Origin of the sequence: Streptomyces sp. NPDC090798 (assembly GCF_044768965.1) — a bacterium.
Classification (GTDB): domain Bacteria; phylum Actinomycetota; class Actinomycetes; order Streptomycetales; family Streptomycetaceae; genus Streptomyces.
In genome coordinates this window covers 82,939-103,572 of sequence record NZ_JBIVXA010000031.1, presented here as the reverse complement: position 1 = coordinate 103,572, position 20,634 = coordinate 82,939, and the positions used below count along the sequence as shown (strand labels likewise).

Below are 20,634 nucleotides of genomic sequence, written 5' to 3'. Positions count from 1 at the left end.
GGCCTAGCTTCCCGCCGCACCCGGTGTAGCTCCTGCATGCGACGTGGAGCCCTATGCATAGGATCGCGGACCGTAAGCGCCATGTACCACTCCGTTAATATTAGTCCGTTTCGTCGATTATGGTGAGATTGTCACTTTATGGGGCATGTGAGGGGCCACACGGCGCCCTGTGCGTCATCCAGCGCCCGTGGGATGTCGTGATCAATCGGCTGCTTGCCAGAGATCTCCGACCCAGATCATCGAGGCGCGGAGCTCGAGGCCGGCCAGGAAGCTCTCGGGCGTCTGGTCGAAGCGTGTGGCGATGCCGCGCCAGTCCTTCAGCTGGTTGATCAGTCGCTTGGCGGTGTTGCGACCACGGTAAAGATCGGCGTCATATCGGGGCAGTTCTGCAACTCGGCCGTGGAGCTCTGGCCCGCTTCCGTCACGCGACCTCCCTAGTGGCTCCCGCGACGCGCCGACGGTTTCCGGGCCCTGGTCACTCTCGCCCCGCTCCGGCGAATCGGCCCAGTCCGCAGCTGACCTCATGCATGAGTGGGCAGACGGGGCGTGCACAACTCTTCTTCTTCCCCGAAGTCCGTACAGCCCGGGGAAGAGGATCCGGCACGTCTGCACGCCGAGGACCGCGACCCAGCCGAGATGCGGACAGGATGTCCGTCCCGCTCTACGGCGCGACGCTCCCGCAGGGTCGTCGGGAAGACCACGGGCGAGGGCACCGAGCTGCCGGTGCCCGGTCCGGCCGTGCGGCAGCGAGCTCTGGGCAGAGGCGGCTGAGCCCAGACGTGCGCCGACATCGACATGAATCGCAAGAATCCGAATAAAAGGGGCGAATAGCTCGAACCGTCCGACATGCGTCATCCGTGGAACTGAATGAGCGCGCCCATGCAGGATCAGGATCCGGCCTACCGACCGCCCCCGAAATTATTTGCGGTCACCCCGTGCCGGTCTCAGCCAATCCACAGAAGAGTCAGAAGACCATGTTTGTGACCGATTCCGCCAGCCCGACTTCGCTGCTCAGCCGGCCCTGCCGCCGCCAGGCACTGCGCACCCTGCCGGCGCAGGAGGCGCACGTCTCCGCCGCCCGTCACTTCGCGGCCGATGTGCTGGAGACCTGGAGCGTGCCCACAAGCGAGCGGGACTCCGCCGTTCTCATCGTCGACGAACTCGCCGCCAACGCCGCCCAGTACGGCCATGAGCGCATGACCCTGCTGCTCGCCCTCGACCACGACACTCTGCACATTGTGGTCACTGACTCCGGCGCGGCCGTGGAACGCCATCGCTCCGAGGTCGCCCCCGACGAACACGGCCGTGGCACCGGCATCGTCCAGTACCTCGCCCAGTCGACCGAGATCCACCAGACATGCCGCGGCCGCGAAGTCCGCGCCTGCCTGAGGTGCTCGCCATGACCGGACCGTACGCTCCGCACGAGCTGCGACCCCCTGCCGGGGCCGGCACTGCAGCACAGCGACGGGTCACCGGGGGCGGCCGCGGCGCCGGGTCACCCGACGCCCCCGCCGAGTGGGCCTTCGCAACCCACAAGCCGTGCCCCGTCGACAACTGCCCGGGCCCGGCCCAGTTACCCATGCGGTCCGCGGCACACCCATCGGCCCTCGATCACGGCGGCCCTCACCACGACACGGTGCTGTGTCGACGCTGCGGCGCCCGCCCCTGCGTACCGGCGGAGGTGTGAGCGTGGACGTCACCCCGAACAGCGGCAAAGACATCAGCGCCCCGCCCCCGCACGAGGCATATACGAATGCGCCAGATCTGCGCCGCGAGATGCACCAAGTGCTCGTCCTCGGAGCCGAACGCGACGGCCGCCAGGCCAGGCCCCTCACACGGCCCCCAATCGATGCGACGGCCGCCGAACGCGCCTGGCTGCTACGCCGGACCGCCCTCATGGACCGGATGGCCCTGGACGACCCCGGCCCCGGCCCGGTCGCAGAGACCGCCGAACAACTCGTCCTCCACGACCGCCGTTATCCCGAACTGGCGGCAGGCCCGCACCACCCCGACACCATCACGCTCGCGTGGCCGAATGAGCCACGTGCATGACCGCCAGTTGCCACAGCCCGCCACCAGAGACAAGGAGCCACAGAACATGGGTGGAAAGCAGAAGACACTCGCCATACTTGCCGGAATTGCGCTGGCAGCCGGACTCACCAGCCCGGCCTTCGGGTCCACCACCGCTCACTCGCCGGCCCTGCGCACCGCCGCGACGGGGTCGGGGATGCCGGTCGTGGAGTGGAACCGCGAGCTCATCACCATCCTCAGCGATCCGAAAGCGCAGCCGTCCACCGTCCAGCCCACGCGCAGCTTCGCGCTCCTCCAGGCCGCCGAGTACGACGCGGTGGTTTCGATCACCCGGGCCGGCCCCGCCTACGTGTTCTCGGTGTCGGCACCACGAGGCGCTCGTGCGGATGCCGCAGCGGACCAGGCAGCCCACGATGTGCTGGTCGCCCTGTACCCGGCCAAGCGCGCAGGCGTGGACCAGCGGCTGAGCAGCCAGTTGTCCGCGATTCCGGGCGGCCCGGGCAAGCAGGCGGGCATTGGTGTGGGAGCCGAGGTCGCCCGCCGACTGATCAGCCTGCGGTCCCACGACGGGTCCTCGGCCAAGCCGCCGCGGTTCCGCCCCGGCGACAAGGCCGGTGACTACCGGCCCACCCCTCCCAACTTCCCGACACCGGTGTTCACCAACTGGGGCTCGGTCAAGCCGTTCGTGCTGCCCAGCGGACGCCAGTTCCGCCCGGCAGCGCCGCCGGCCGTGAGCGGCGCCGCCTACGCCACCGCCTTGAACGAGGTCAAGAGCCTGGGGAGCAAGACCAGTACCACCCGCACCCCCGATGAGACCGCGGGCGCGAAGTTCTGGGCGGCGGCACCCGTCTGGAACGTCTGGAACCAGGTCGCGCAGGGCCTTGTCACCTCCCAGAACACGAGCCTGGAGAAGGCGGTGAAGGTCTTCGCCCGGCTCGACCTGTCCCTCGCCGACACCACAATCGCGATGTACGACGCCAAGTACACCTACCGCGTATGGCGGCCCGTGACCGCCATCCGGCTCGGCGGTACGCACTACAACCCGGACATCGTCGGCGATCCCCACTGGACCCCCCTGCTGCCGACCGCACCGGATCCGTCCTATCCCGGCGCTCACGGCGCTCTCAGCCAGGCTGCGGCAACGACGCTCGCCGGGTTCTACGGTGCCCGGCATCATCTCGCGGTGACATCGAAGGGCGCCACCCGAACCTTCGCCGACTTCCAGGACGCCGCCACCGAAGCGTGGCTCAGCCGGATCTGGTCCGGCCAGCACACCTCCCTCGACAACCGCGCGGGCCAGCAACTCGGCACCCAGGTGGCCGATTTCGTGGCACGTCATCTCTGACCGCCCCCGCCGCGCGACAACCATTCACAGCATGGCAGTGACCAGAAGCCAGTGGTCCCGGCGCATCGGGTACCACTGGCTCGGACCACGCTCAAAGAGCGGCCATCCTCCGCACCGAGGGCCCGCAGCTGCTGGCCGGCAGGCCGGATGTCCGCCCGCAAGAAGTCATGGCTTCCTACTGACTACGGCTCGTCAGACATCCCATGGCGTTGAGATGTCTGACGAGCCGAAGTCAGGTAAACGGGGATCTCACCAATGGAGCAGCGTCTGCCCAGGTCGGCCAGTTGGAGTGGACAGGACCCGAGCACCCGGGGCCAACTGGGATAAGCGGTCCGCTGGGGTCGTTTCCCGCGGCTGCCTGGATGCGCCGTCCAACACCATGGAGCGCTCATGAAAGGAATGGCCGCGGCGGCAGTGCCGGCGGATTCCGCCGTGCCACTTGCTGCTGCAAGCGGCTGTCCCAGCCGGATGATCTCGTCCGCCTGTCCCAGGCCCAAATTTTGATTGTTTCCCGGGCAGCGGGGAAGCGGGTAGACGTGGTGGACTTCCAATAGTCCAGGGGATCAGCGGTCTCGGTAACTGGCCATTGACGGATACCCTGCTCCGATGAGCGTGAGGGTGAGTTGCGAGCCCAACCAGCATTGCTGGTTGGGGCACCGCGTCCGCGTCGCCAGCGAGGTGATGGTCAACGCGGTTGGCCGTAGGGCGCCCGCCGGACTTGGTCCGAGCACTCGCGCATCTCGCGTCTGTGCCCCCGTTGGAGGCCAAACCGGCCTGTGGGCACTTCCTCGGGTCGACCACTTCAACAGGGGCCCGGAAGGGGTGAGAACGGCTGACTCGGTTGAGCCCTGCGGTCGTCGGAACGCAGTGGAAATGCAATGAGAATGGCCTGCTGAGCGACCTACGATCGTCTGTCATGGGTGTATACGCGAGCCGGAATCGGACGGATGCGGCGCCAAAGCGGGCGGCCGAGCCACAGGCCGAGTTCTTCGAGAGGGTCGCCGGTCCGTTCTGGGACCAGGTTCGAGATGTGATCAACGAATGGTGGTCGCGCTTCCCTGACCAGGCTCAACCCGGCTTGCTCAGCCGACTGCGGGACCGAAACTCCGACACGAACGTCTACTCTGCGCTGTGGGAGTTGTACCTGCACGAGATGTTGCTCGGTTCCGGTTGCAGCGTGGAGGTTGAGCGGCAGACGGGAACAGGTGGCTATAAGCCCGACTTCCTGGTTACGCGCGGTAACGAGCAGTTCGTCGTCGAGGCGATCTGGAAGGCTCATAAGCGCGACGCTGGGTCTTACTCGCTCCCACCGCAGTTGAGCGATGCCATCGATCGCTTGCCGAGTCCGAACTTCTTCGTATCGTGCGAACTCCACAGCGCCGGTACGGCAACGCCGCCGCAGAGACGGCTGAAGTCCGGGCTCACGCGATGGCTTGCAAGCTTGCCAATCCATCCAGCAGGACGATCGGCGTCTACCCCTCGGCATGGGTGGTCGAGGACGGATCGGAGCGAGTGCTCGACGCCGTCACACACAAGGGTGGGAGGTATGGTGACCTGGAGCTGCCATTCATCGTGGCGGTAGGCCGTGCAGCCGACTTCCCCGAAGATGAGGACATCGAGAGAGCGCTGTACGGGAGTACGGTTGAGTACGCCTACGACAGCGGATCGACCTTTGGCCGAAAGCCCGATGGCTACTGGACTGCCACCTACGACCATGCCCACAGCCGTGTCAGCGGCGTGCTCGTCGTGAACAACCCAGCACCCTGGACCTGGACGAAAAACACTCCCGTTCTCTGGCAAAGCCCGGATCCCGCCTCGCTTCCTGCCCCCATCTTCCCTACCTGGGCAACTGCGCAACTGGCTGGGATCCAGGTCGAGCGCCAGCCCGCGATTCGCTCCGTCCACACCGCTCTCGGTCTGCCGGAACGCTGGCCGACCGGCGACGCCTTCCGCTGGAGTGACCCGAGATGACGGCAGCGGCACCGTCAGTCTCGACAGCGGCACCCCAGTGAGATCACCTCATGCGCACGGCAGCGTTTGGTGGGGGCCTCTGCGTGGACTGGGGAGGCCGCTCGACCGGGTTCGGGGAGCATCCGTCGTGCACCGGGTGGACGCCCTGATCGGCCAGCCGACGCTGTGCTACATCCGAACAAAGTGGCCTGCGGCCGTGGGCCGAAGGCTGGGAGGTGGATTTGGCTTGCGGGCGGGTTCTCGCCCGCCAGGCCGCGCTCTAGGCTGCGACCGCTCCGAAATCTGGCGATCTTTTGGAGGGTGTGCAGGATGAACCGAGCTCTTATGACCGCATTGGCGGCAGCAGTGTTGGTCGTGTCCGGGGGCAGCACCACCGCCTCCGCTTACGATGCCCCGCCGCGAACCACACACGGTCCTTGCCAGTACACCCAGACCCCGGACGAGCCGGCGGCGCGGCGGGTTCCCCTGCCGCCCGACCCGCGGCACACCCCCAGTCACGGCACGGTCGGTATGGCTGTCCGGACCAGCCAGGGCCCGCTCCCCCTGAGTCTGGACCGGGCGAAGGCGCCGTGCACGGTCCAGAGCTTCGTGCACCTGGCGCGGCACCGGTTCTACGACCGTACGGTGTGCCATCGGCTGACGGCGTATCCGACGCTGAAGGTCCTGCAGTGTGGCGACCCGACCGGCACTGGCGAGGGTGGGCCGGGGTACGAGTACAAGGACGAGCTGCCGGTGGACCTGCCGCCGGCACCGAGCGATCCGACCGGCGTCCGTCGCCTTTACGGGCGCGGTTTGCTGGCGATGGCCAACGCCGGGCCGAACACGAACGGCTCGCAGTTCTTCGTCGTCTACGGCAACTCCGCGCTGCGACCGGACTACACGGTGTTCGGCACTGTCGGTGCCGCCGGCCTGAAGACGCTCGACAAGATCGCTGCTGGCGGTATCGAGCCAACTTCGCAGGACCCGGCGCCTGTCGACGGCATGCCCGTGCTGCGGACCGAGCTGCTCAGCGTCCGGCCGTCCTGCCGGCCCTGATGAACTGTGGTGCGGTCACCGTGGGTCCAGCTATGTGCCTGGTCTCACGGTGATGTGAAGTAGCCGTTGCTGGACGCCTCGTGCTGCAAGTGGCTGTGACGCTGGGCGGGCCGTCGGGCGGGTGGCGCGTCAGGGGCCGTAGGGGCTCCGGTGCCCGAGGAAGGGCTTCAGGTCGTCGGCTCGCGGCTCGGGGATGTCGGGCAACTGGGGCGGAGTTTCCAGGGGGTCGAGACGCTCCACGGTGTCCGCTGCCCAGCTGATCCATGCTTCGGCTTCGGTTCTCGCCTGCCCCGGCGGCATGGCCTTGATTCGCGTGCGCACGACGCTCACATATTCGGTCAGTCGGGTGGCGTGGCGCCATGCCGCTTCCTGGGCTTCGAGGTGCCTGACGCGGTACGCCTCCGTGTACCGGACGCGAGCCCCCTTCATGGCAGCTTCGCCTCGGTGAGTTCCTTCCTCGGTGGCGACGTGCTCCGTCCGGTCCTGCTCTTGGAGAACGAGGAACCCCACGGTCATGCCAAGGGCGTCACCGGGGCCTATCCCCGACCAGCATGCCTAGTTGGCGGATACAGCAATCCGCCGCCCCCGCATTCCCTAATGATGTAGATCGCATGTAGATTGTGTCGTGCTCGACATGCGTGAGGTCAGTTCGTGAAGGCGTCGGGCTGTCGAGGACCGGGGGAGTGGATTCGTGAATCCCATTGTGCACATTGCTCTGAGTGGCGACACTCTCGCGATGTGTGACGCGCGGATAGAGCGTCGTGCGCCCCGGGCAGCCGAGCCCGAGCAGGCAACCTGCCAGGAATGCATCGACACCTACATCGAGGGATGGGCCGCGGCGCAACATGACGGCCCGCCGGGTGCCCCGCCCATGCCCAGCTACCCGCCGTCACGCCGCCCGTCGGCCATGCGGTACGCGGCGATGGGGGCCACTGCCGCACTGGCGGTAGCCGCACTCGGCTACTGGGCCCTCGCAGATCACGGTAGCGGCGAGAACAGCAACATCGCCGTCACAGTGGTCGATTGCTCACAGACCCGGCTCTTCGCTCCCAAGGACGGTGGACCCATGCTGCCCGCCCGCGTGGCGCAGATCCAGTTCGTCAACAACGGGAACGGCGAGCAAGCTTTCTCGGCAGAGGTGGACGGCGTGACGCTGGAGGGCCAGGACGGCAATCGGGCGAGATACAGGCTCGCTCCCCACGACTCGAAGCTCATCAGCTTTCCCATGAACCCGACCAAGTACGGCAGCAGCGAGGGAGCGTGTTACGCGTTGAATGTTCAGGCGGCCTCATGAGCATGAGGCTCGGCGACTCTGCGGCTGGACGGCGCGGGCGTCCCGAGGGGCCCGGCGGCCGGCCGGACAACCCTCGAACGGTCACAGTGCGCAACGACATGCGGGAACCTCGACGGATTGAGCAGAAGTGGGGCTTCGGCATGGCCCCGATCAAGCCTGCTGTACAGAAGAAGCGGATCGAGGCTGCCCGCACTGTGCTGAGCACCCTCGCGGAGGGACGTCACGCGGCCCTTGGACGACTGGACGACCTGTCGACCGTGAAGGGGCTCTTCACTCGCACGTACAAGCAGGATCAGTGGGACTGGTTCACGGTCTGGGGACAACTGGGGTTTCCTGAAAAGGCAGTTGCCCGTCAGGTCTCCGGTGCACTGCTGCATCTCTATCGGTGTATCCGGGATTCCGACACCGTAGGCACAGAGCAGGCGTTCGGCACGCTGAAGAAGTGCGACCTGCCGGTGACTCTCGAGCGCTATGTTTCCAGCACGCCGTACCGGCCAGCGGATCACGGGTTCATCTACGTTCTTTCGACACGTGAGGCACCCACTCTTCTCAAGATCGGGTACACCGATCGGGACATCGCCACACGTGCCAGGGAGATCAACTCGTCCACTGGCGTGGTCGTCCCCTACGGCGCGCGCGGAGCATGGCTGGTCCCACGCGCCCGCCATGTGGAGGCAGAGGTACACGCCAGACTTGCGGAATTCCGCGTCCGCAAGGACCGCGAATTCTTTCTGCTGGAGTACCGTGAGGCGGCAGCCATCATCGATTCCTATGTGAAGAACCTGTAGCAGACAGCCACGTCATGGCCAATGGGCAGGTTACCCGTCCGCGCTCTACGGGCCACCGCCGCTGACTTGACTGGATCCCATATGCCAGGTCATAACGACCGTCCAGGGGCGCTGCTGATTCAAACCAGGCTGCCGAGCGTTTTGCGTGAGCGGCTGTTGCGTTCGGCAGCGACGGCGTCCGGGCGCTCGCGGGTGTGGACGGTCAGGTCTGTGACCTTGGGGAAGTTCTGTGCCCTTGGGGAAGTGCTGCCGCAGCAGGCCGTTCGTGTTCTCGTTCGAGCCGCGCTGCCAGGGGCTGTCCGGGTCGCAGAAGTAGACCGGGATGTCAGTGGCGAGGGTGAACGCCCGGTGGGATGCCATCTCGACTCCCTGGTCCCAGGTCGGGGACCGTTTGAGATGGACGGGCAGATCCTGGACCGTCTCGGCGAGGGCATCGCGGACAGGCTCGGCCGCACGGCCGTGTGGCAGGTGGACGAGCGAGCCGGCGGTAGTAGGGCTGGCGGGCAACCTTCAGGACCCTGCACGTGACCGTGACGGGAATTCGGCCCCTGGCCGGCTCTTTCACGAGCGGGTAGATCCTTTTCCCGGCAGATGCTCCTGCGACAGGTAGGCCGCGGCCCGGCGCAGGACCTCGTTCTCCTGCTCCAGCAGCTTGATTCGCCGACGAGCTTCCCGTAGTTCCGCGTTGTCCTGGCTGGTCGTTCCGGGCTTTGTCCCGTCGTCGATGTCCGCGCGACGCGTCCATTTCCACAGCGTCATCGCGTGCACTCCGAAGTCGGCGGCCACCTGCTCGACCGTCACGCCCGGGCCGCGGTTCCTCGCGACCCGTACGACGTCCTCGCGGAACTCTTCGGATAAGGCGTGGGCGCAGCGACATCCTTCCCACCCGCCCCACAGGGCAAGCCAGTTCAGACGTCACCCGATCGTGCAGGAGACCCGGTGTTCGTCCTGCCCCTCTGAACCGCAGCCGGGTTGGGACAAGGGCGGAGCCCGACGGCCCCGCCTAATCCAGCGAAGCGTCAGCGCTCAGGGTCACACCGGGCAGTGCGGCTGAGCCCCTGCCTCCTTGGGATTTCGCGGCTGAAGCCTTTTGGACTGCGGAAACTCCTCGCCATTGGTCCTTGCGGGACAACGCGGGTTACCGGCCAATGCGCACGGGATGTGCTCTCGTTGGCCAGGTGCCGAGAGTGCCCAAGGGGTCGGTTCGGCCGGGCCTGGCGATTCCCTCAGCCCACTGATGTAATAGGTCTATGGCTAGTTCATCGCTTACGCATGTGTCTGTCGTGGAGGACTGGGTCTCCGGCTGGGTGGTGTCGCGGGGTGCGTCCGATCCCGTGGCGCGGCCATGGGGCTGGACCATTGACGTCGGACAGCCGGCCCAGGTGGCGCGGCACGTAGTTGTCGACGCGGACGAGGCGCGCGTGTGCGAGGCCGCCGCGCAGGCGCGGGGGGAGGGGTGGTGGCTCAAGGTTTTCCTGCCTGAGCCGTGCGAGGCGCCGGAGGCGCAGGTCTGCGCATGGCTTGGACCAGGGTGGGCGTCCGACGAGGCGGCATTCCTGATGTCCGTCGAGCTGGCGCCGGTCACGCCCGGAACGCTCCCACCCGGCTACGTGCTGCGCACCTGGACCCGGGGCGACGTCGTCCGCGTGCTGATCGCGGCTCCCGATGGATCGCTTGCCGCGCGCGGGCAGATGGGCGTGGCGGGGGAGGTGGCGGTGGCGGACCAGATCCTCACCACCCCGGCCCACCAGCGTCGCGGCCTCGGCTCCGTCGTCATGCGCGCGCTCCAGCAGCAGGCTCTGGCCTCGGGCGCCACCCGCGCCGTCCTCGGTGCGACGACCCAGGGCCGCGCCCTGTACGAGTCGCTCGGCTGGCGCACCCGCACGGCCTTCCTCAGCCTCTATCGCACCACGGGGCCGACGGAGTCCTACTAGAAGGCGAGCGGACCCCCGCTCATCGGGACTTTGGCTGATGGTCCCCCCGTCGGCTCGTTCCGGCGGGGCCCGTCTCTGTGTTCGGCGGCGTGCCCGGTTGAGCGATGGTCGACGTGGCCTCCACAGCCCTTGTCTGCTGTTCTGGGCAGAGAGACGCCCCCTGATCCACTCCGTCGCGCACGAGCCTCTCTGCTTCATCGAATCGGTCTTATTCGCGCAGCAAGACGGCAAGGTGCTCGTCAGCATTGCAGTATTTTCCGCTGGCAAGGGAGGACCTACGTTTTTCGGGAATGCGCAACGCGCCGACCCCCGACGCCGTCCCCACCGCGTGCGCTGCCGCGTCTGGTTCCTCCTGGGCTATGCCAACGGGATGAGGCGGCTCGCGCCTATGCCCCCGCCCGACGCGTACTGAGCCGCAACGGCAGTGGCCTTCCGCAAACTGCACCTGCGGGTCGCCGAGTACCGCCGGTACCTGAAGGACATCGCCTCCTCACCCGAGGAAGAAGAACTGCTCGCGGCCAAGGTGGTGGGCCGCTGGCGCAGCAGGGCACCCTGGTGCTCGCTCCCGAGAGCACGACGCCCCTGGACCTTGTCACCGCTGCGCACCGCGTCAACGACTTCACCTACCGCAAACAGGTTCCGACGGGCCTGCGCTGTCCCCCTGGAAGGGGTCAGGAGCGGTTGTGGAAATGGGTTGTTCAGCCCAGGTGGTCCTGCCGCGGGGTGCGGGGCGGACGCCCCAGCGGTCGGTGAGCTGCGCGGTGATGTACAGGCCACGACCGCCCTCATCGGTGTCGTCGGCGCGGCGCAAATGGGGGGCGGTGCTGCTGTCGTCGGTGACCTCGCAGATCAGCGCCTGGTCGCGGATCAGGCGGAGCTCGATGGGGCCGTCCGCGTAGCGAACGGCGTTGGTGAGAAGTTCGCTGACGATCAGTGCGGTGCCGTCCGTGGGGCCACTCATGCCTCAGTCGGTGAGCTGGGTGATGGCCAGTTTCCGGGCCTGGGAGACGACTTCGGGGGTGTTGGGCAACGTCCAGGAGGCGGTCCGTCCGGCGTCGAACGTGTGTGTGCGGGCCAGGAGAAGGGCGACGTCCCGGGACGGCTGCTCCGGGGCCAGGGCGTCGACGATCGCGTCGCACATGTCCTGAAGCGAGGCATGAGCCGTGGTCGTCAGTCCGCGCAGTCGGTCCAGCGGCACGCGCGGGTGCCCCGGGGCCTGGCCGGTGTTCAGCAGTGCCGTGTTGCTAAGGAGCAGAATGCTGCCCTCCGGGAGGATGCGTTCCGCGACGGTGTAGCGCGCGATGCCCTGGCCGAGCGGCGGGCCCGTGGGGACGTCGAGGAACTCGGCCTCCCCGTTTGCGTGGACGACGACCGGTGGGGGGTGCCCTGCACCGGGCTCGCATCGGCGTCACCATCACGGAGTGCACGCCGGCGGCGAGGAGCCGTGCGTCGAGCTTGCGGGCCGGGTCCGGCCAGTCGGTGTCCTCGTCCAGATTCCGGATCAGTACCGGTGCCAGGTCCGACAGGGCCCGCAGGTACGGCGTCCCGAAGGGATGGGTGCCGACCTCGCCGACCATCGCCAGGCCATGCTGGGGATCGTCGGCCGCGGAGCGGAAGCCGGCACGCCGCAGGGATGCCGTCTCGGTCGCCGCCAACGGGGCGGGAGCCTCGCCGCGCAGCACCGAATCGATCACGTCCACCGTCATGGAGTCGGCGAGTTCCGGCACGGCGAGGTCGCAGAGCTCCTCGGCCGTGCGGAAGATGTCGAGAGTCGTGCCGACATTCATGGCGGCCCGGCTGAGCAACCGCAGCCGCGCGTCGGCTCTGGCGCGCGCGGTGATGTCGGTGATCGCCACAGCCAGGCCGAGCACCGTTCCGTTGTCGCACGGTCCCGACCTCGTGTGCCTCAGCCGGATGGCGCCCTCTAGTCTCGTGGTCATGGGTGGACGGCAGATCCAGGCGGAGAAGCGTGGGCCGGGGCGGCCACGTGAGGAGCGGGTCACGAGGATGGTGCTCGACGCGGTGCTCTCCCTGGTTACGGAGCAGGGTATGGACGCGGTCACGATGGACGCGGTGGCGGCCCGGGCCGAGGTGAGCAAACCGGCCATCTACCGGCGCTGGCCGACCAAGCAGGATCTGATCCTCGCCGCCGCGGAGAGCCGGGTCGGCCCGGTTTCCGTCGCCGACCTCGGGGATTTCCGTGCCGAACTGCACGCTCTGCTGACGGCGCGTCTGGAGGTCTACCGCCTGCCCGGCACGGACCGTCTGCTGGCCGAGCTCATGGGCGCGGCGGCCAAGGCGGGTACCGCTCGGAGCGCGTACGCGACGTACAGCTCCCGCGTGACGGCGCAGACGCGTGTGATTCTGCAGCGCGGAATCGAGCGGGGGGACGTGCGGGCCGACGTCGATGTCGCGGCCGCGTCGACCCTGGTGGCGGCGCCCCTGGTGTTCCGCCTGCTGGGAGAGCAGGAGCCGCTCGACGGACGTTTCGTCGACGAGGTGGTCGACCTGGTCGTACGTGCCGTGGCGGCGCGGCCCTGACGGTGACGCCGGGCCGCCCGGCGCGGCCCTGAGGGCGACACCGGCTCGCCCCGTTTCGTGAAATTCGTTGACCCGAGCCCTTGCGGCCCCATATCCAAATATCGATACTACCGGTAACGAAAACAGCCGTTCCCACCGTGGAGGACCGCAATGGCCGGCACCGCCGCCTCGACGCCCCACCCCGTTCTCGACAAGCCACTGATCCGGTTCGGCAAGCGCATCCTGGAGCGCACCGCACCCGGCACGGCTCTGGGCGAGTACCGGATCCTGGGCATTCACCCGCTCACCCCGCACATCGGCGCCGAGATCACGGGCGTCGACCTCTCCCACCCGATCGGTGCGGACCTGGCCGACGAGCTCCGCCAGGCGCTGCTGGAGTGGAAGGTGATCTTCTTCCGCGACCAGCGGGACTTCGGCCCGGAGGACCACGCCGCGCTCGCCGGGCTCTGGGGCGAGCCGGAGGCCAACCCCTTCTTCCCCAAGGGCGACCGGGCCGGCGTCTCCCGGCTGGCCAAGGACGCCATGGCCGTGGGCAACGAGAACATCTGGCACAGCGACCACTCGTTCATGGCGGCCCCGGCCCTTGGTTCGGTACTGCGCGCCGTCGAGATCCCGGCCTCCGGCGGGGACACCCTGTGGGCCGACATGGGCGCCGCCTACGACAACCTCCCCGACGCGACGAAGCAGCGGATCGAGGGCCTCACGGCCGAACACGACTGGGTGCCCAGCTGGGGCGCGACGATGACGCAGGAGCGGATCGCCGCGCTGCGACAGACCCTGCCGGCGGTCGAGCACCCCGTGGTGGTCCGGCATCCGGTGACCGGGCGCCGGCTGCTGTACGTCAACGAACCGTTCACCACGCGCATCGTCGGACTCGGCGAGGAAGAGAGCCGCGAGTTGCTCCACGGGCTCGTGCTGCAGGCCCGGATCCCCGAGTACCAGGTGCGCTTCCGCTGGCAGCCGGACTCCGTCGCGATCTGGGACAACATCGCGGTCCAGCACTACGCGATCAACGACTACTACCCGCAACGCCGCGTCATGGAACGCATCGCGATCGCCGGGGTCCCGCTCTCCTGAGCAGGGCCCGAACCCGAACCCGAACCCGAACCTGAACCCGAACCCGGACCCGGACCCGCACCTGGGTCCGGGCCGCTCTCCGCCCCTCCCCCCTTTCGCCCGTCTCCCGCGGAGCCCTTGTGACCGACACCGATGTCGTACCCGCTGTGCCCGCTCACCGCCCGAGGGCCGTGAGGGCCCCCCGACGCCGCGCATGGGTCGTCACGGCACTGCTGGTCGTCTTCATGATGATCAACTTCGCCGACAAGTCCGTGCTCGGCCTCGCCGCTGATCCGATCCGCAAGGACCTCGGCCTGTCCTCGTCCGCCTTCGGACTCGCCAGCAGCGCCTTCTTCCTGCTGTTCTCGGTCTGCGGCGCCGCGGTGGGGCTGCTCGCGGACCGCGTACGGCCCAAGTGGCTGCTGCTCGCGATGGCCGCTCTGTGGTCCGTCGCCCAGGCTCCTGTGGCCATGGGCGGAGGGCTCGCGGTGCTCGTCACCTCACGTGTTCTCCTCGGTGCCGCCGAGGGGCCCGCCTTCCCCGTCGCCCAGCAGGCCACCCTGTCCTGGTTCCCCAACCACCGACGCAACCTGCCCGGGGCTCTGATTGTGCTGGGGATCACCCTGGGAGTCCTGGTCGCCGCTCCCGTACTGACCTGGGTGATCCACCACCACGGCTGGCGCTCGGCCGTCACCGTGGTGGCGCTCGCCGGTGCGGCGTGGGCGCTGCTGTGGATCCCCTTCGGCGGAGAGGGACCGTACGCGGCCACGTCGGACAACGACTCCCCGGCCTCGGTCGGCTCCGGTGAGTGGACTGGGACGGCCGAGGGGGCAGGGGCTGGAGGGACGGGGACGGCCGCGCGCAGGACGCCGTACCGCCGGATCCTCGCGACCCGTACCTGGATCGGTGCCACGACCGCCTATTTCGGCACCTACTGGGTCATCGCCTTCGCCCTGGTCTGGCTCCCTTCCTACCTCCACGACGGCCTGGGCTATTCCTCGGCCGCATCCGCCCGGCTGCTGATGCTGGTCTGGGGTCTGAGCGGCGTCGTGGTGCTCGGACAGGCAGGCGTGGCCGGGTGGCTGCTGCGCCGTGGCATCGCGAGCCGATGGGCCCGCGGCGGGGTCGGCGGCATCCTTCTGCTCATAGGCGCCGCGGCGTGCCTGGCCCTGCCGTCGGCTCCGGCCGGTGCGGCGACGGTCGCGCTCCTGGTCATCGGTTTCGGGCTCACCGGAGCGATGGGCAGCGTCGCCGTCACCACCGTCGCAGAACTGGCCCCGGCCCACCGCCGCGGCGGGGCCCTGGGCCTCATGAACGCCCTGGTGACCACCGCCGGCCTGATCGCCCCGACACTGATCGGGCGCCTTGTGGACAGCCACGGGCCGGCGGGCTACCAGCACGCTGTCCTGATCACCGGTGCCCTGCTCCTGATCGGCGGAACCGCCGCCATCACGCTCATCGACCCATCTCGCGACGCGCGCCTGCTGTCCGAGTGACGAGGCGACGTCCATCGTGCCCCGGCGGGGTGCGCCGCCCGTCCCTCACCGCACGGAGCGCGGCCCCGCCCGCCCTGATCCCCTTCTGCGAGGAATGACGTGACCTCCAGCGCCCTCGACACCGCTTCCCTCGACCGGGCCGTCATGGAACTGCGCAACAGCGCCGGGTCCTGGTCGGCCACCCCCCTCACCGGACGCATCGCCCTCCTGGAACAACTGCTGCCCCGCGTGGCGTCCGGCGCCGCCGAGCTGGCCGCGGTGGGCGCCCACGCCAAGGGCTATGGCCCCGACTCCCCGTGGGCCGCCGAGGACTGGAGCGGCGGGCCGTGGGCGCTGGCGCAGAACGCCGCAGCCTATCTCCACGTACTGCGACGCATCGCGAGCGGCGAGGAACCCGTCGACCCCGGAGGCGTGCGCGAGGAGCACGGCCGCATCAAGGTCGGCATCTTCCCCGCCACCGGCTGGGACCGGCTGCTGCTCAACGGCTTCACGGCCCAGGTATGGATGCGCCCCGGTACCACCGCCGAGCAGGTACGCGACCGCTCGGCGGGCGAGTACCGGGGCCGGCCCGGGCGCCCCGCCGTCGCCCTGGTGCTCGGCGCCGGAAATGTCGCCGCCATCACCGCGCTCGACGTCCTGCACAAGCTCTACGCCGAGGGCCAGGTCGTCATCGCCAAGCTGAACCCCGTCAACGCCTACCTACGCCCCCACTTCGAGCGCGTCTTCGCCGATTTCGTCGCGCGCGGCTGGGTCCGGTTCGTCGACGGCGGCGCGGCCGAAGGCGGTTACCTCGCCCGCCACGAGGGCATCGACGCCATCCATGTCACCGGCAGCGACCGGACCCACGACGCCATCGTCTGGGGCACCGAGAAGGACGCCGAGCAGCGCCGACGCGACGACCGGCCCCTGGTCACCAAGCCTTTCAGTAGTGAACTGGGCGGTGTCAGCCCGTGCATCGTGGCGCCCGGGCCGTGGAGGGACGCCGACTTCCGCTTCCAGGCCGAGCACATCGTCACCAGCAAGATGAACAACTCCGGCCACAACTGCATCGCCAGCCAGATCCTGGTCGTCCCGCGCGACTGGAACGGCACCGAGCGGCTGCTGGACGAGATCCGGCGGGTACTGCGCGAACTGCCTCCGCGCACCGACTACTACCCCGGCACCGACCGCCGCCTGGCCGCCGTACTCGCCGCCCATCCACAGGCGGAGACCCACGGCGACGGCTCCCGGCTCCTCGTCCCCGACATCACCGACCACGACGACGTCCTGATCACTGAGGAGGTCTTCGGCAGCGCCCTGGGCGTCGTACGACTGTCCGGCGCGACCACGGCCGAATTCCTGCGTCACGCCGTCGACTTCGCCAACAACACCCTCCCCGGCACCCTCGGCGCCACCTTGATCGTCCACCCCAGGACCGAGAAGACCGATCGGCCTGCGGTGGAGACGGCCATCGCCGGCCTGCGCTACGGCACCCTGGGCATCAACTGCTGGTCCGGAGTGGGCTTCCTGCTCGGCTTCACCCCCTGGGGCGCCTTTCCCGGCCACACCCGCCAGGACATCGGCAGCGGCACCGGCTTCGTGCACAACGCGTTCATGCTCGAGAACATCGAAAAGACCGTACTGCGCGCCCCCTTCACACCCGCACCACGCGGTCGCTCACGGGCGATCCCTCGCTGTCCCCGCGCCCGCCGTACTTCGTCACCAACCGCACTGCACTGACCACCATCGAACGCGTCACACGCTTCACCGCCGCACCAAGCGTGTGGAAACTGCCCGGCATCCTCGCCTCCGCGCTGCGTGGCTGATCGCGTCCACCCCGCCATCGCCCCCGCCCCACAGACCTTACGGAGACCCCGTGCTGAACCTCGCCGTCATGCTCGAAAGCAGCGCCCGTGCCGTGCCGGACCGCGCCGCGGTCGTCCTCGGCGATCAGCGGCTGACCTACGCGGAGCTGGACACCGCCGCGCGCCGGGTGGCCAACCTGCTGCGTTCACGCGGTGTCGAGCCCGGCGACAAGGTAGCTCTGTCCTGTCCGAACCTTCCGTGGTTCCCGGTGGTCTACTACGGCATCCTCAAGGCCGGCGCGGTGGTCGTCCCGCTCAATGTGCTGCTCAAGGGCCGGGAGATCGCGTACCACCTGGCTGACTCGGAGGCCAAAGCCTACTTCTGCTTCGAGGGCAGCGCCGAGCTCCCCCTCGGGCAGGAGGGGTGGACCGGGTTCGGCGAGACCCCGGGCTGCGAGCAGTTCTTCCTGATGACCGCCGCTCCCGCCGAGTACTCCCCGATCGTGGGCGCCCAGACGCTGACGGCTGCACTGGCCGGCCAGAGCGCAGACTTCGAGACGGTCGCCACCGCGGCGGACGACACCGCGGTCATCCTCTACACCTCCGGCACCACCGGCCTGCCCAAGGGCGCCGAACTCAGCCACTCCAACGTGACGCTCAACGCGCTCACCTGCCACAAGCTGTTCGGCGAGGTCGAGCACGAGGTCCATCTCATCGCTCTGCCGCTGTTCCACTCCTTCGGCCAGACCGTCCAGATGAACGCCGGCCTCGCCGCGCGGGCGACGCTGGTGCTGATGCCGCGCTTCGACTCCGCCTCGGCGCTCGCCCTGATGCAGTGTCATGCCGTCACGTTCTTCGCGGGCGTGCCCACCATGTACTGGGCGCTGCTCGGCGAGGACGTCCCCGACGTGGACCTGGCGCGGATCGCCGGGAACCTGCGCATCGCCGGTTCAGGAGGCTCCGCGTTGCCGGTCGAGATCCACCGCCGGTTCCACGAGCGGTTCGGGGTCACGATCCTGGAGGGGTACGGCCTGTCGGAGACCAGCCCGGCGGCCACGTTCTCGCCGCGCGGCGAGAAGGTGCGCCCGGGCTCCATCGGACGCCCCGTCTGGGGCGTGGAGGTGAACCTGGTCGCCGAGGACGGATCCACGGTAGAAGGCCCTGACGCGATCGGCGAGATCGTCGTCCGCGGGCACAACGTGATGAAGGGCTACTACAACCGGCCCGAGGCGACAGCCGAGGTGATGCGCGACGGCTGGTTCCGCACCGGCGACCTGGCACGCCGGGACAGCGACGGATGGCTCTACGTCGTCGACCGCACCAAGGACCTGATCATCCGCGGCGGCTTCAACGTGTACCCACGGGAGATCGAAGAGGTACTGCTCACCCATCCCGCCGTGAGCATGGCGGCGGTCATCGGAGTGCCCCACGACAGCCACGGCGAGGAGATCAAGGCATGCGTTGTCCTCACCCCGGGAGCCGAGCTCTGCGAGCAGGACCTCATCGCGTGGTGCAAGGAGCAGATGGCGGGCTACAAGTACCCCCGTCTGATCGAGTTCGTCGATGTCCTGCCCACCAACGCCACTGGCAAGATCCTCAAGCGCGAGCTCCGGACGGGTCTCCGCGCGTGAGCGATGCGTGAGCGATGCGTGAGCGGATGGACGAGAACGACCCGTCGAAGACAGGACTGGGCATCATGCTGGGTGGTGCTGACCTGATGCTGGGTGGTGCTGACCTGCGAGGACAGCACCACCCAGCACGAACGAACACCCACGATCACGGATTCGATCCCAGTTCCTTTTAAATCACCGCCGCTTGCGCGGGGATCACGCAAGTGTGGCAAGTGCGCCCCGCGTAGGCGTACGAGGTGCCATCCCTGCGGCGCCACAGCGAGTTGTCGCGTTCACACTGAGCCCTGCCATGCGCTGGTGCCGTGAGTGTGGGGAGAATGGGCGGGTGCTGTCCTGCGGTGGGGTCTGACTCTTGAGATCTCTGACCGCGGTGTCTTGCTCACGCTGTGTCGACCGCTGGCCGGGGGATGGTGCATTGCTGGTGCCGGGCTGGCCGGGTGTGTCTCGATAGGGGCTTGCCGACCAGGCGTCATCACGATTCTGACCGTCCGCGCGGTCGGGTGCCGGCTACGCGATGCGCCATCGGGTCGGAAGGTGAACTTGCATGACACATCAGTCGACTTCATTGGGCCGGCCCGAGTACTTCGTCGGCGCTGTGGGGCTCGGTGCGCGGCTGCTGGTTGAGTTTGTGGCGCTCGATGGAGGATCGCCGGTAGACCTCCTTGCGGGCCCGCATGATGTTGCCGAGGGGGGCGTGCTCGGCGGTGACCCGCCAGGGCGTGAAGGACAGTGAGTCCATCTTCTCCAGGTTTTCCGGGCCGGAGATGTCCTGCTGCGGCAGCCGCAGCCTGGCCACGGTGACGGACGGCGAGAGCTGCTCGGGCCACTCCACGGTGGTGTCCTCCACCGGCATGCGCTCCAGGTCGGTGCAGAGCTGTACCTGGATGTCGAAGGCGTAGGGCCGCTCCTGCAGCTCGGCTTGCAGGGCCGGCCGGAAGACCTCCTGCGCGGAGGCCGGGTCGATGGTGCGCCGGACCACCGCGGCGGCGAAGGACGGGTCGGGGGTGATGCGCACCTTGGCGATGTGGTCCCCGTGCCGGACCGCGCCCATCGTCCAGTAGCTCGACAGCAGGAGGTTCGCCGGAGGGGTCTTCGACAGGCGCAGGAAGGCCAGGAACTCGTCCCACGCCCAGTTGTCCTGGTCCAGCGTTCCCTTTCCGGTCACGAACTCGGTGAAGAAACGACGCGCGCCGGGCCGGCCCTGGGAGAAGTAGGCCGGCGCGTTCAGGAACAGTTCCTGGATGAACAGGTAGTGCTCGACCGTGTTGCAGAAGAAGATCGGCCCGTTGATGTTGGCGTAGTCGAATGTGCCCGAGTCCGGTTCGTCTTCCAGCAGGGTCGGGCCGGGGATGTCGAAGATCTTCAGCGCCAGTCCGGTGGCGGCGCCCAGTCGCGCGTCGGCTCCGGCGTGAGGCGAGCCGTTGGAGAAGCGGATGAGCGCGTCGTGGGTTCCCGGAGTCGCGTAGATGCCTTGGGCGTACTCGGGCGCAAGCCCGTCCAGGATCTCCACTTCCCCCCGGACCAGCCCGTAGCCCTTGGCGTGGGCGTCGCGCAGGGCCCGTCCGGTGCCACCGGCCTCGACCGACTCGGCGATGTAGCTATCGGTCTTCTCGATCACCGTCTGCAGGTTGCGGTCGAAGTCCGGGTCGTCGTCTTCGACGTCAGGCGTGTAGCGGACGAACTGTGCTGCCATGACTTCGACCTCTTCTCGAAGACCGTGTGGGGCCT

18 protein-coding genes and 2 pseudogenes are annotated in these 20,634 nt (G+C 68.4%); 13 read left to right on the top strand and 7 right to left on the bottom strand.

The window, feature by feature from the left end; all coding sequences use genetic code 11:
- Positions 1-980: 980 nt before the first annotated feature.
- The 5 genes from ACIQTP_RS42260 (at position 981) to ACIQTP_RS42240 (ending at position 6,382) form a co-directional block, all read left to right on the top strand.
- Positions 981-1,403, top strand: a complete 423-nt coding sequence (locus ACIQTP_RS42260) for an ATP-binding protein (RefSeq protein WP_403410333.1) — start codon at positions 981-983, stop codon at positions 1,401-1,403.
- 286 nt (positions 1,404-1,689) lie between these two features.
- Positions 1,690-2,052 carry a hypothetical protein gene (locus ACIQTP_RS42255; RefSeq protein ID WP_403410330.1) on the top strand — a complete coding sequence of 121 codons (363 nt, stop codon included), beginning with the start codon at positions 1,690-1,692 and terminating at the stop codon, positions 2,050-2,052.
- A gap of 46 nt (positions 2,053-2,098) precedes the next feature.
- Entirely contained in the window at positions 2,099-3,376 is a 1,278-nt protein-coding gene (locus ACIQTP_RS42250) for a vanadium-dependent haloperoxidase (RefSeq protein ID WP_403410327.1), read from the top strand.
- Positions 3,377-4,804: 1,428 nt separating this feature from the next.
- Complete coding sequence (locus tag ACIQTP_RS42245) at positions 4,805-5,347, top strand: hypothetical protein (RefSeq protein WP_403410324.1); 543 nt, start codon at positions 4,805-4,807, stop codon at positions 5,345-5,347.
- 510 nt (positions 5,348-5,857) lie between these two features.
- On the top strand, positions 5,858-6,382 hold the full coding sequence (locus ACIQTP_RS42240) for a peptidylprolyl isomerase (protein ID WP_316764095.1): 525 nt from the start codon (positions 5,858-5,860) through the stop codon (positions 6,380-6,382).
- A 129-nt stretch (positions 6,383-6,511) separates the two neighbouring features.
- Here ACIQTP_RS42240 and ACIQTP_RS42235 read toward each other — a convergent pair whose 3' ends face one another.
- Positions 6,512-6,811, bottom strand: coding sequence for a hypothetical protein (locus tag ACIQTP_RS42235; protein ID WP_403410321.1), 300 nt, complete (start codon positions 6,809-6,811; stop codon positions 6,512-6,514).
- Positions 6,812-7,073: 262 nt separating this feature from the next.
- On the opposite strand from ACIQTP_RS42235, the gene ACIQTP_RS42230 reads away from it, so the two are divergent.
- Both ACIQTP_RS42230 and ACIQTP_RS42225 read left to right on the top strand, forming a co-directional pair.
- Entirely contained in the window at positions 7,074-7,676 is a 603-nt protein-coding gene (locus ACIQTP_RS42230; RefSeq protein WP_403410318.1) for a hypothetical protein, read from the top strand.
- A gap of 86 nt (positions 7,677-7,762) precedes the next feature.
- Positions 7,763-8,464, top strand: a complete 702-nt coding sequence (locus tag ACIQTP_RS42225) for a GIY-YIG nuclease family protein (protein ID WP_403410315.1) — start codon at positions 7,763-7,765, stop codon at positions 8,462-8,464.
- Positions 8,465-8,583: 119 nt separating this feature from the next.
- On the opposite strand, the pseudogene ACIQTP_RS42220 reads toward ACIQTP_RS42225, so the two are convergent.
- Both ACIQTP_RS42220 and ACIQTP_RS42215 read right to left on the bottom strand, forming a co-directional pair.
- Positions 8,584-8,923, bottom strand: a pseudogene (locus ACIQTP_RS42220) (IS30 family transposase); the annotation flags it as partial.
- 102 nt (positions 8,924-9,025) lie between these two features.
- Positions 9,026-9,265 (bottom strand): transposase, encoded by a 240-nt coding sequence (locus ACIQTP_RS42215; protein ID WP_403410312.1) that lies wholly within the window; start codon positions 9,263-9,265, stop codon positions 9,026-9,028.
- 473 nt (positions 9,266-9,738) lie between these two features.
- On the opposite strand from ACIQTP_RS42215, the gene ACIQTP_RS42210 reads away from it, so the two are divergent.
- Positions 9,739-10,398: a GNAT family N-acetyltransferase gene (locus ACIQTP_RS42210; RefSeq protein ID WP_403410309.1), complete on the top strand. Its 660-nt coding sequence runs from the start codon at positions 9,739-9,741 to the stop codon at positions 10,396-10,398.
- 619 nt (positions 10,399-11,017) lie between these two features.
- On the opposite strand, the gene ACIQTP_RS42205 is transcribed toward ACIQTP_RS42210, so the two are convergent.
- From ACIQTP_RS42205 to ACIQTP_RS42195, 3 genes and pseudogenes are all read right to left on the bottom strand, one after another.
- Positions 11,018-11,359 (bottom strand): ATP-binding protein, encoded by a 342-nt coding sequence (locus ACIQTP_RS42205; protein ID WP_403410307.1) that lies wholly within the window; start codon positions 11,357-11,359, stop codon positions 11,018-11,020.
- Between the two features lie 3 nt (positions 11,360-11,362).
- Positions 11,363-11,728, bottom strand: a pseudogene (locus ACIQTP_RS42200) (SpoIIE family protein phosphatase); the annotation flags it as partial.
- Positions 11,643-12,338: a hypothetical protein gene (locus ACIQTP_RS42195; RefSeq protein WP_403410304.1), complete on the bottom strand. Its 696-nt coding sequence runs from the start codon at positions 12,336-12,338 to the stop codon at positions 11,643-11,645. The gene ACIQTP_RS42195 and the pseudogene ACIQTP_RS42200, both read right to left, overlap by 86 nt.
- Here ACIQTP_RS42195 and ACIQTP_RS42190 point away from each other — a divergent pair.
- From ACIQTP_RS42190 to ACIQTP_RS42170, 5 genes are all read left to right on the top strand, one after another.
- Positions 12,337-12,939, top strand: a complete 603-nt coding sequence (locus tag ACIQTP_RS42190) for a TetR/AcrR family transcriptional regulator (RefSeq protein WP_403410301.1) — start codon at positions 12,337-12,339, stop codon at positions 12,937-12,939. The two genes, ACIQTP_RS42195 and ACIQTP_RS42190, sit on opposite strands and share 2 nt — an antisense overlap.
- Positions 12,940-13,089: 150 nt before the next feature.
- The gene (locus ACIQTP_RS42185; protein WP_403410298.1) at positions 13,090-14,016 is read left to right on the top strand and encodes a TauD/TfdA dioxygenase family protein; all 927 of its coding nucleotides are present in this window, start codon (positions 13,090-13,092) and stop codon (positions 14,014-14,016) included.
- 119 nt (positions 14,017-14,135) lie between these two features.
- Positions 14,136-15,491 carry an MFS transporter gene (locus ACIQTP_RS42180; protein ID WP_403410295.1) on the top strand — a complete coding sequence of 452 codons (1,356 nt, stop codon included), beginning with the start codon at positions 14,136-14,138 and terminating at the stop codon, positions 15,489-15,491.
- Positions 15,492-15,590: 99 nt separating this feature from the next.
- Complete coding sequence (locus ACIQTP_RS42175; protein WP_403410292.1) at positions 15,591-17,210, top strand: aldehyde dehydrogenase family protein; 1,620 nt, start codon at positions 15,591-15,593, stop codon at positions 17,208-17,210.
- A gap of 154 nt (positions 17,211-17,364) precedes the next feature.
- Positions 17,365-18,906, top strand: a complete 1,542-nt coding sequence (locus tag ACIQTP_RS42170; protein WP_403410289.1) for a long-chain fatty acid--CoA ligase — start codon at positions 17,365-17,367, stop codon at positions 18,904-18,906.
- A 562-nt stretch (positions 18,907-19,468) separates the two neighbouring features.
- On the opposite strand, the gene ACIQTP_RS42165 is transcribed toward ACIQTP_RS42170, so the two are convergent.
- Positions 19,469-20,599, bottom strand: a complete 1,131-nt coding sequence (locus ACIQTP_RS42165) for a catalase family protein (protein WP_403410286.1) — start codon at positions 20,597-20,599, stop codon at positions 19,469-19,471.
- Between the last annotated feature and the right edge of the window lie 35 nt (positions 20,600-20,634).